Source organism: Inhella sp. (assembly GCF_041912635.1).
Lineage (GTDB): Bacteria > Pseudomonadota > Gammaproteobacteria > Burkholderiales > Burkholderiaceae_C > Inhella.
The window spans coordinates 43,013-49,410 of the sequence record NZ_JAYRMO010000039.1; the positions used below are offsets into that span (position 1 = coordinate 43,013).

The following is a 6,398-nucleotide window of genomic DNA, read 5'->3' on the forward strand; positions in this document are numbered from 1 at the left end:
CCGGGATGTCTAGTACGCGCGACCTCATCAACGCCCTGAAGGCCGAGCTCAAGCTCGCCGGCATCACCTACGCCGAACTGGCGCAGCACCTGGATCTGGCCGAGAGCAGCGTCAAGCGCATGTTCGCGGCCGAGGGCGATCTGCCGCTCTCGCGCATCGACGAGGTGCTGCGCGTGCTGAAGATGGACTTCGCCGACCTGGCGCGCCGCGTGGCCGACGCCCAGCCGCTGCGCCGCGAGCTCTCGGTGGAGCAGGAGCAAGCGGTGGTGGGCGACCCCAAGCTGCTGCTGATGGCGATCTGCTGCCTCTCGCAATGGCCCTTCGAGCAGGTGCTGGCCACCTACCGCTACGACGAAGCCGAGGGCATCCGCTGCCTCACACAGCTGGACCGCCTGGGCTTCATCGAGCTGCGGCCGCTGAACCGCTACCGCCTGCTGGTGGCCAAGACCTTCCGCTGGCGCCCGGGTGGCCCGGTGATGCGCTTCTTCCGCGAGCACGCGGTGGACGAGTTCTTCGCCAGCGACTTCGATGGCGAGGGCGAGAAGCTGCTGCTGGTGCACGGCCAGATCAGCCCGGCCCTGATCACCGCCTTCAACGAACGGCTGCAGCGCGTGGCGCAAGACTTCGCGCAGCAGCACCTGACCGACCAGCGCCTGCCGCCCGACCAGAAGCGCCCCTACACCATGGTGATCGCCGTGCGCTCGTGGTTGTTCGGGCCCTTTGCCAAGCTGCGGCGTGAAGCACCGCCGCGCCCGCTCCACCCTCCTGCAAAAGAAGGGTAAGTCCCCTGCCTTCACGCGCAGCACGCGCGTGAAATCGTCGCTCACCCCCAGTGGAGACGACGATGCTCGGATTCCTGAAGCGGCAGTGGGCGCGCTGGTCCATACAGCGCAAGCTGATCACCTGCATGGCGGCCTGTCTGCTGCTGTTCAGTGCGGTCAGCGGTGTCATCAGCACCTGGATGATCGGCAGCACGGTGCGCGAGCGCATCGTCAACGACGAGCTGCCCGCCCTGGTCACCGGCATCCGTGCCGACATCCAACGCCGCATCGCCGTGCCGCTGTCGGCCTCGCTGCAGGTGGCGCATGACCCCTATCTGCTGAAGTGGGAAGCCGCCGGCCTGCCCGACGAAGGCGTGGCCGACTGGAAGGCCTTGGCCGGCGCCGTCAAGCAGCAGCAATCCACCGCGCAGGTCTTCTGGGTCTCGCAGGCCACGGGCAAGTACTTCAACGAGTCAGGGCTCTCGCGCATGCTGGCCGAGCGCGACACCTGGCTGCCGGCGATGCTGAACTCGGGCAAGCCCTACTCGGTCGAGATCGATCAGGACCCGACCAGCAAGGCCTACATGATGTTCATCAACGCGCGCTTTGAGGCCAGCGCCACGCAGCGCGGCGCCACCGGGGTGGCGCTGTCGGTGGACGCGATGGCGCAGAGCATCAAGGCCTACACCATCGGCCAGACCGGCTCGGTCTTCCTGGTGCGCGGGGATGGCAGCGTGCTGATCCACCGCGACCCCAAGCTCAGCATTGAGGGCAAGCACAAGCTGCAAGGCTTGTTCAAGCTGGACGCCGCCGCCGCCCGCGTGCTGCTCGACAAGAAGCCCTTCGCCGTGCTGCAGCACGAGCACGAGGGCACGCGCTTCCTGGCCAGCTCCTACGTGCCTGAACTCGAAGGCTATGTGGTGGCCGAGGTGCCGCAGGCCGAGCTGGTCGGCCCGGTCACCCGCGCGGTGCAGGTGGCCGCGCTGGCCGGCATCCTCATCGGCGGCCTGCTCTCGCTCGGCCTGGTGCTGATGGCCTCGCGCGCCGTGGCCGCGCCGGTGGGCCGTGCCGCCCAGCTGCTGGGCGAAATCGCCAACGGGCAAGGCGATCTGACGCGCCGCATGAAGGTCGAGAGCAGCGACGAGATCGGCCACCTGGCCGAGAGCTTCAATCAGTTCGTCGGCAGCCTGGCGCAGCTGGTGCAGCAGGTGCGTGCCACCTCCGATTCGATTGCCACCGCCAGCGCCGAGGTCTCGCAAGGCAGTGCCGACCTGAGCCACCGCACCGAGCAGACCGCTTCCAGCCTGGAGGAAACCGCCTCGGCCATGACGGAGCTGAGCGAATCGGTGCGCAGCAATGCCGAGGCCGCCGGCAACGCCAGCCGCCTGGCCGAGCAGGCCAGCAGCGCCGCCACCCGCAACGGCGCCATGGTGGGCGAGGTGGTGCAGCTGATGCAGGGCATCGAGGGCAGCAGCAAGAAGATCGCCGACATCATTGGGGTGATTGACGGCATCGCCTTCCAGACCAACATCCTGGCGCTCAATGCGGCGGTGGAGGCTGCGCGCGCCGGCGAGATGGGCCGCGGCTTTGCCGTCGTCGCGGCCGAGGTGCGCAGCCTGGCCCAGCGCAGCGCCACCGCCGCGCGCGAGGTGCGCAGCCTCATCCAGGCCAGCAGCGAGCAGGTGCAGGCCGGCGCCACCCGCGTGCGCGCCGCCGGCCAGGGCATGGACGAGCTGCTGCGCGTCGTCGCCGAAGTCACCGAGACCGTGCGCGCCATCAGCCTGGCCACCAACGAGCAAAGCCGCGGCATCCAGGAAGTGGGCCAGGCCGTGACCGAGCTGGACAACGCCACCCAGCAGAACGCCGCCCTGGTGGAGCAAAGCAGCGCGGCGGCCATGAGCCTGAAGGATCAGGCGCAGCAGCTCATCGGCGTGATGGGGGCCTTCCGCACCGACTGAAGGCCGGCCAGCCCCCGGGGCGCAGGGTTCAGACGCGCAGCGCCACCAGATCCTGCGCCAGCAGCACCAGCCCGGCGCGCAGCGCCGCTTCCTTGGCCAGGCGCTGGCGGTCGGCCGTGAAGGCATGGTCCAGCCAGCCGGCCTTGCCTTCGCTGCGCACCTGGCGCTGGTAGATCAGCCGGCCGCCCTCTTCGCGTTCGCGCACGGTGTATTCCACGCGGGCCTGTGCCTCGGCACTGCCAATCAGGCCGCCCACCTCCAGCTGGATCAGCCTGGCATCCAGCCGGTAGCGCCCGGGCTCGGCCGCGCTGGCCAGCAGGCGCAGCGCGCGCAGCTGGTCTTCCAGCGCATCCAGCACCACCTGGCCCGCCACCGGGCTGCCCCACACAAAGGCCAGCGCCTGCTGCAGAAAGCCCACGGCGGGCTCATCCGCCCCCTGCACCTCGCCCAGGGCGATCTGGCCGCGCAGCTGCTCGTCCACAAAGCTGCGCCACTGCAAGGCCTGGCGCGGCGTGATGGCCAGCGGCGGCGTGCGCAGCGGCGTGCCGCAGCCGGCCACCAGCAGGGGCAGGGCAGCGAGCAGGGTGCGGCGCGGGACGGACATGGGGGCCAGTCTAGGCAGGCCCTGCCGCCCGCCAAGCAGACAACAGCAAGGGCTTCGCGGGCCAGTTGCCGGGCTCAGGGGTTCACTTGGGATTGCCCGCCAGCCACTGGGCGCAATCAAACCCGTTCAGCCTGGCCAGCGGCGCGGTGGCGAACTTCTGTCGCCTGATTTCCTTGGTTCGGCCGCGAACCTGTGCGTACTCGACCGTGTTGCCGGTCAAATAGTTGACGCTGACCCGGCCGGACCGATTGTCTGCATACGATTCCCAGGAATCCTCGCGGCCGATGAGTTCGAAATCCCCCAAACGGCGACTGAAGTGAAATTGCAGGGTTTCAGAAGCCATTTGGTTCGCGTCCGCCGTTTGAACGGCAGACACCAGGAGATTCGAGCCCTTTGCGCTCAGATTGAAGAATTTCTGCGCCTCGCAATAGTTTGACGAGACGGAAAGCGCCGTCAACGTCCCCGCCGCCGAGCCCGCAAGAACGACCAGACGGGTCTGCATGGGCGTACCGTCCGCCGAGAGGGTCACGATAAGGGCCAAATCCCCGAACCCGTCCTCGTTGAAATCTCCGCTGCTTCGCGCCCATTCGAACAAGCTCTTACCCGGAAAGAGTGCGGAAATGACCGTGCTGGCATCTGGCGTGTTGAATGGCTGGGCCCATGCATCGAGGTTTATGCAGAGCGCAAGCAGTATGAGGAGTGGGCGCAGGCGCTGATGCATGCAAAGCCTGGTCAGTGTTGGCGATGAGAGGATCTGCCTGCGTAGCCAGGGTTGGCCAACTCTACAGAGGTCATGCCTTGTGGCTTCAAGCCTGAATCAGTAAGTTTCGCTGCGCCCCCTGTGTCCAGCAATCCGAGAAGTTTGCGGGGGCAACGCTTTCAAGGCTTTTTCTTTGCTACGAAGGCCTCTGCCTGCTGTTCCTAGAATGCGTTCTTCAGCATTGTAACGAGATCCTTGAACTCTTATGCAGCGGTACCGCTATACCCAATGGTCAGCGCCTGTTCTACGGAATCTGGGCGGGCAGCGGGGTCAGGGCTTTAGTTTGTAGGGGTTCAGTCTAAAGGCCTGACCCAGGCACCGTCAGATTAAAGGCTTGACCCCGGCGCCCGCCGGTAGTTGCCAGATTCGGGCGCCGCGGCGGCAGAAGGCAGTCGGTATGGCAAATCGGCTGCTACGGGCCCGGAAATGCCGCTCGCTGTTGCATACGGTTTCAATTGCTGTGGCGTAAACACCTAGAAGGACGCATCGCCGATGCAGCTTCGCCTGAACATGTCGGCCACAATTCAGCGCCACTGTTGCTTTGGCCGTGGCCCATAAACGGTATTCAATACCAAACTAGGGAACTTCGCTGAAACTGAAAAGCATCCTTCTCGCCTTCGCTGGCGCCGTTACTTCTGCGCTCGCTTTGGCCGCTGCGCCGGTTCCGCTGCCCGGCGGCGGCGTCAGCTGCAATCCTCCCTGCAGCGTCTACACCTGCGGTAATGGAAGCTGTGTTGCATGCAATGCCGATGGCTGTGTTGTGACCCGATATTCTCAGTTGGTGCAGTGATCCTTTTGTAGGACTCTGCGGACGGGCCAAGTCAAAACCACGCGGACCGTCAGCAGGGCATTGGGCAAAGACTATGAATATGCGAATGCAAAGCAGTTCGCCGGCGTCTGCAGGCAAGAGCAAGCGCTTGAAGTTCGGTTCTATTGTGTTGATGGCTATTTGCTTGGCGGGCGTCATTGCTTGGCATCAGCTTGCCAGCAAGCGGACCGAGCATTCGACACCTGCTGTTCAAGTCGTAGAGCGTAGCCGTGAATCCCTTGAGCGGGCGACGACCGTTAACGCGTCCGCGAATACTTTTGACGCTGCTAGCGTTCCGTTGAGTGCTCCTGCGGCTACGGTTGGTGCTTCATCGGCACCACGGGCCCTCGAACAAACTCAGGAAATGAGAAAAACAGTCATGATTGCGTTGCAGGGACAAGCCCTGTCTGCATATCAGGCCCAAATTGAAGACTGGCGTTGCGATGCCGGTGCTGCCTGCACGGCAATGGTGCGCATTCCGCCATATGTTACTGCTAGCAGAAATGGCGATATGTCCGCGGCGGCAAATGTCATGGACACACTCCGCGAGAATTTGAAAGGGAGTGGCGCGCAGGTCGCGCTTGCCAAGGCAGAGCTGCAGCCGCAGGGTATGGCGATAGTGCTAGATGTTTCAAGGCCCGCGCAGCCTCAAGGCCGCTTCATGACCGACGAAGACATCGCAAAGCTTCGCTACGAGACGATCCGCGACTATTTGAAGTCACAACAGGCCTCTGGCACAGGTAATTCGACAAAGCAATGAAGACGAAACCATTCTCCGTAAAGGCTGCATCACTCGCGTTGTTTGCTTTGATCGCCGTTACCGCGACCGCCGCCGATTCTCGGCTTGACTCGCGAAGCGTAATGTCGAGCGTCGCCGTTAGCGAGGAATTGATCAAGAACAAGGGCCTGATTCGCTGGACACCGCATCCAGATGATCCAAAGAACAACTTCTATATCCAAGTGCCCCAACTGAAACTGTTTGATGCTGGAGGGCATTTGGTTTTCCATGGTTCAGCGCTGGAGGCACTCGAATGGCAAAGCAAGGGGAGCAAGCTGCAGTTTCCTCCTGCGGAAATCAAAGTGCGCGAATGGAAAGCTGAAGCCCAGGTGCTCGGACTCACCGCTGGGCTCAGTGGCCCCCGTGCTGTCTTCTATGTCTCCGAACCGTGCCCACCCTGCGTCACCCAGCTGGCTCGCCTGCGTACCGAGGTGCTGCCGCGTTTTGGCGCGGACTCAGGACTCACGGTCGTTCGCGTAGGCGGCAACGCCGCGGAAAAGCGCTGACCGGAGAGTTGCCGATTTGCCCAGACCGCCCGAGTTCGACATCAAATCGCCGTTTCGGGCACGGGCAGCGGGGTCAGGCCTTCAGTTTGTAGGGGTTCTGTCGCGGATCGCCGTATTGGAGCCACCCATGTCCGCCATATTGGAGCCAGCAACAGGTGGGGTAAACGGGCGTCCCGAGGGGGTTACGCCGGGATGGATTTTGACGGTTTGACGGGACTGGTTT

6 protein-coding genes are annotated in these 6,398 nt (G+C 64.1%); 4 read left to right on the top strand and 2 right to left on the bottom strand.

The features are described 5' to 3' along the window. The first annotated feature begins 5 nt into the window (after window positions 1-5). Together ACE3QP_RS19115 and ACE3QP_RS19120 are read left to right on the top strand one after the other, a co-directional pair. Window positions 6-782 carry a helix-turn-helix domain-containing protein gene (locus ACE3QP_RS19115; RefSeq protein WP_374438278.1) on the top strand — a complete coding sequence of 259 codons (777 nt, stop codon included), beginning with the start codon at window positions 6-8 and terminating at the stop codon, window positions 780-782. Window positions 783-844: 62 nt separating this feature from the next. Further along, window positions 845-2,719, top strand: a complete 1,875-nt coding sequence (locus ACE3QP_RS19120) for a methyl-accepting chemotaxis protein (RefSeq protein ID WP_374438280.1) — start codon at window positions 845-847, stop codon at window positions 2,717-2,719. A gap of 28 nt (window positions 2,720-2,747) precedes the next feature. Here the strand turns inward: ACE3QP_RS19120 and ACE3QP_RS19125 are convergent, their stop codons facing one another. Continuing rightward, a complete protein-coding gene (locus ACE3QP_RS19125) occupies window positions 2,748-3,323 on the bottom strand; it encodes a hypothetical protein (RefSeq protein ID WP_374438282.1) in 576 nt (191 codons plus the stop codon). Between the two features lie 82 nt (window positions 3,324-3,405). Beyond that, window positions 3,406-4,044: a hypothetical protein gene (locus ACE3QP_RS19130; protein ID WP_374438283.1), complete on the bottom strand. Its 639-nt coding sequence runs from the start codon at window positions 4,042-4,044 to the stop codon at window positions 3,406-3,408. 914 nt (window positions 4,045-4,958) lie between these two features. Here ACE3QP_RS19130 and ACE3QP_RS19135 point away from each other — a divergent pair. Beyond that, on the top strand, window positions 4,959-5,651 hold the full coding sequence (locus ACE3QP_RS19135) for a hypothetical protein (RefSeq protein ID WP_374438284.1): 693 nt from the start codon (window positions 4,959-4,961) through the stop codon (window positions 5,649-5,651). Continuing rightward, window positions 5,648-6,175: a hypothetical protein gene (locus ACE3QP_RS19140; protein ID WP_374438285.1), complete on the top strand. Its 528-nt coding sequence runs from the start codon at window positions 5,648-5,650 to the stop codon at window positions 6,173-6,175. The genes ACE3QP_RS19135 and ACE3QP_RS19140 overlap by 4 nt, the downstream gene beginning before the upstream one ends. Window positions 6,176-6,398 lie beyond the last annotated feature (223 nt).

Excerpts from the sequence above, each read along its gene's own strand:
- ACE3QP_RS19115 (WP_374438278.1), top strand. The coding sequence starts at position 6 with ATGTCTAGTACGCGCGACCTCATCAACGCCCTGAAGGCCGAGCTCAAG.
- ACE3QP_RS19120 (WP_374438280.1), top strand. The coding sequence starts at position 845 with ATGCTCGGATTCCTGAAGCGGCAGTGGGCGCGCTGGTCCATACAGCGC.
- ACE3QP_RS19125 (WP_374438282.1), bottom strand. The coding sequence starts at position 3,323 with ATGTCCGTCCCGCGCCGCACCCTGCTCGCTGCCCTGCCCCTGCTGGTG.
- ACE3QP_RS19130 (WP_374438283.1), bottom strand. The coding sequence starts at position 4,044 with ATGCATCAGCGCCTGCGCCCACTCCTCATACTGCTTGCGCTCTGCATA.
- ACE3QP_RS19135 (WP_374438284.1), top strand. The coding sequence starts at position 4,959 with ATGCAAAGCAGTTCGCCGGCGTCTGCAGGCAAGAGCAAGCGCTTGAAG.
- ACE3QP_RS19140 (WP_374438285.1), top strand. The coding sequence starts at position 5,648 with ATGAAGACGAAACCATTCTCCGTAAAGGCTGCATCACTCGCGTTGTTT.